Source organism: Saccharomonospora iraqiensis subsp. paurometabolica YIM 90007 (genome assembly GCF_000231035.2).
GTDB lineage: Bacteria > Actinomycetota > Actinomycetes > Mycobacteriales > Pseudonocardiaceae > Saccharomonospora > Saccharomonospora paurometabolica.
This window is the reverse complement of the sequence record NZ_KI912241.1, coordinates 5761-8436: the sequence shown is the minus strand read 5'-3', so window position 1 is coordinate 8436 and position 2676 is coordinate 5761. Positions and strand designations below refer to the sequence as shown.

Sequence of the window (2676 nt, the reverse complement as noted above, 5' to 3'; positions counted from 1 at the left end):
AGCAGACGCCACACGCTCTCCGGCCGCTCCCGGCCCCGGTGCGGACGTCCCCGGGACACCAGGACGGCGGCGCCGGCCCGGTGGGCGGCGCGGTAGGCGGCGGTGAACCGCGTCGCGGGATCCGCGGCACGGCCCGCCCGGTCGAGCTGTTCCCGCGCCTGGCACAGCAACGACTCCGCCACCCGCAGACCGCCCTGTGCGGCCACTCCGAGGGACATGGCTCACCCCTTTCCGTTCCGGCGCGTGGGGACGGCACCCGGGGCGCCGGTCCGGACGTGCTTCCCCCACGCCCGGACCGGCGCCCTCCCGACGGGACCGTCCCGCCGCGGGCGGTGTCGGCGGACCCGGTGTCCCGTGCCCGCCGCCGGGAACGCCGGGCACTTCCGCGATACCCCGCCCCCGACACCACTCCGATGATCGAACGTCTGTTCGAACACCCTCAGGCTAACCCGGCCCCGCCCGTCGCTCAAGTCATCGGCCGGGCGATCTGCGTCGCACACCGCACCGACGCCGTGATCTCATAGCCCCATGAGCACGCCGGACCACCCGACCGTCGCCAGAGTCACCGCCGCCCTCACCGACGCGGGCCTGCGCTCCTCCGCCGAGCGGGTGCGCATGCTGCCCGACGCCGTCCGCACGGCCGCGCAGGCGGCCGAGGCCCTGGGCGTCGACGTCGGCGCCATCGCCAACAGCCTCGTCTTCCGCACGACCACCGCCGACGGCGACCATCTCCCGCTGCTGGCGCTGACCTCCGGCGCGCACCGCGCGGACACGGCCGCCCTCGCCGCGCTCACCGGCGCCGCGCGGGTCGACAAGGCCGATCCCGGCTTCGTCCGGGAGCACACGGGTCAGGTCATCGGGGGTGTCGCCCCGGTGGGGCATCCGCACCGCATCACCACGCTGATCGACGAGGCGTTGCGTGCGCACGGCACGGTCTGGGCGGCGGCGGGCCACCCGAACTCGCTCTTCCCGGTGACGTTCGACGACCTGTTCGCCCTCACCGACGGCAGACCGGCCGAGGTCGCCGGGGCCGCCGGTGACGCGCGGGAACGGACCGCACCACGATGACGGCCACGTCGAGCGGGGAGAACGTCGTCCGCGTGGTCCCGCTGTCGGCCGAGGAGTTCCGGACCCGGCTGCCGGAGGCGCTGTCGGTGTACGTCGCGGCGATGCGGTACCCGACGGGCACGGCCGAGCAGCGCCGACCGATGTGGCTCACGCACGCGCTGCGGACGGGCTGGCGGTGCGTGGCCGCGCTCGACGCGGACGACGTGCTGGTCGGGCTCGCCTACGGCTATCCCGGTGCGCCCGGACAGTGGTGGTACGAGCAGGTCCACCGCGGCCTGTCCGCCCGGGCCGGTGCGGACGTCGCGGCGGCCCGGCTGACCGACTACTTCGAGCTGACCGAGATCCACGTGCGCCCGGACCGGCAGGGGCACGGCCTCGGGGAGCAACTGCTGCGCAGACTGCTGGACGACGTCCGCAGTGCGCGGGTGCTGTTGTCCACCCCGGAGGGGCCCACCCGCGCGTGGACGCTCTACCGCAGGCTCGGCTTCGAGGACGTCCTGCGCAACTACCACTTCGCGGGCGATCCGCGGGCGTTCGCGGTGCTGGGCCGTGCGCTGCCGCTGGACCCGGGGCCCGCCTCCGGTCAGGACAGTGCGTAGAGGTCGTAGACGACCGCGTCGGCCAGGCGCGCCGCGGAGGCCACGAACACCGTGCGGTTGACCCACGAATAGCGGTCGTCCCCCGCCTCGAGCCGGACCCCGAGCCGGAAGTGGTACTCCCGCGGGTCCACGTGCTCGCCGGCGGCGAGCCGGTCGAGCACGGCCCGTTCGCCGTGGCGGACACCGTGGGTGGCCAGGGTGACCGGGGCGCCGTCGTCGGTGCGGGCGGTGTAGCGGGTGTCCACGGTGATGCTGCCGTCGTCGTGGACGAGTTGCCAGTCGGCGCCGCCGGGCAGGATCTCCCCGCGCAGCCGGTCCCCCTCGAGGCGGCCCCCGGTGATGGGCACGATCCGGCGCAGGCCCTGCGGGGTGGGGCCGAGTGTGATCACCGGGTCCAGACGGACCTCGACCCGGGCGATGCGGTCGAGGCCCAGCGGGGGCGGGTCCACGGCGCGACGGCCTCCCGTCACTGATCGACTCCGGTCACGGCGAGGCTAGCGGGCCACGGACGGGGGGTCAACGTCGGCGGACCGTCCGTGGCCACCCGCGGTACCGGTTCCGGAGCGGGTCCCGCCGGACCCGCTACCCCGCTCCTCGGCCGGTGCCGTCGCGGACGCGCGGTGGCTGACGGCGATCGCGGCGACCAGCAGGACGGCACCGCACCATCCGGCGACCCCGAGCCGGTCCCCCAGCACCAGGGCCGCCAGCAACGCGGCGGTGACCGGCTCCAGCAGGGCGGACAGCGCCGCCACCGTGGGGTGCGCGGACCGGAGCCCGCTGAAGTAGGCGAAGTAGGCCAGCGCGGTGGGCACGGCCCCGAGGTAGAGCACCACCGCGAGCACGTCGGCCTGCACGGGCACGGCCAGCCCCGGACCGGCGGCGAACGGGACGAGCGCCACCCCACCGACCAGACAGCCGAACGCCGTGGTCCGCAGCGGGTCGAGCCCCGCCACCGGACGCCGGGTCACCAGTGTCAGCGTCGCGAACGCCGCCCCCGCCGCCAGCGCGC

5 protein-coding genes are annotated in these 2676 nt (G+C 75.7%); 2 read left to right on the top strand and 3 right to left on the bottom strand.

Going from position 1 to position 2676, the window contains the following annotated elements; all coding sequences use genetic code 11:
* Positions 1 to 218 (bottom strand): SAV_6107 family HEPN domain-containing protein (locus SACPADRAFT_RS27575; protein ID WP_007027196.1); only part of this gene is annotated, 218 nt, incomplete at its 3' end.
* Between the two features lie 310 nt (positions 219 to 528).
* Here SACPADRAFT_RS27575 and SACPADRAFT_RS0213335 point away from each other — a divergent pair.
* Both SACPADRAFT_RS0213335 and SACPADRAFT_RS0213330 read left to right on the top strand, forming a co-directional pair.
* On the top strand, positions 529 to 1068 hold the full coding sequence (locus SACPADRAFT_RS0213335) for a YbaK/EbsC family protein (RefSeq protein WP_007027195.1): 540 nt from the start codon (positions 529 to 531) through the stop codon (positions 1066 to 1068).
* Entirely contained in the window at positions 1065 to 1667 is a 603-nt protein-coding gene (locus SACPADRAFT_RS0213330; RefSeq protein ID WP_007027194.1) for a GNAT family N-acetyltransferase, read from the top strand. Before SACPADRAFT_RS0213335 ends, SACPADRAFT_RS0213330 begins: the two co-directional genes overlap by 4 nt.
* Here the strand turns inward: SACPADRAFT_RS0213330 and SACPADRAFT_RS0213325 are convergent.
* Both SACPADRAFT_RS0213325 and SACPADRAFT_RS27570 read right to left on the bottom strand, forming a co-directional pair.
* Complete coding sequence (locus SACPADRAFT_RS0213325; protein ID WP_007027193.1) at positions 1652 to 2116, bottom strand: DUF3237 domain-containing protein; 465 nt, start codon at positions 2114 to 2116, stop codon at positions 1652 to 1654. The genes SACPADRAFT_RS0213330 and SACPADRAFT_RS0213325 overlap by 16 nt on opposite strands.
* Positions 2117 to 2161: 45 nt before the next feature.
* Positions 2162 to 2676: DMT family transporter (locus tag SACPADRAFT_RS27570; protein WP_157577160.1), on the bottom strand; the 515-nt coding region annotated here is incomplete at its 5' end.

What these genes read in the sequence shown, in the direction of transcription:
- SACPADRAFT_RS0213335 (WP_007027195.1), top strand. Translation starts at nt 529, where the DNA reads ATGAGCACGCCGGACCACCCGACCGTCGCCAGAGTCACCGCCGCCCTC.
- SACPADRAFT_RS0213330 (WP_007027194.1), top strand. Translation starts at nt 1,065, where the DNA reads ATGACGGCCACGTCGAGCGGGGAGAACGTCGTCCGCGTGGTCCCGCTG.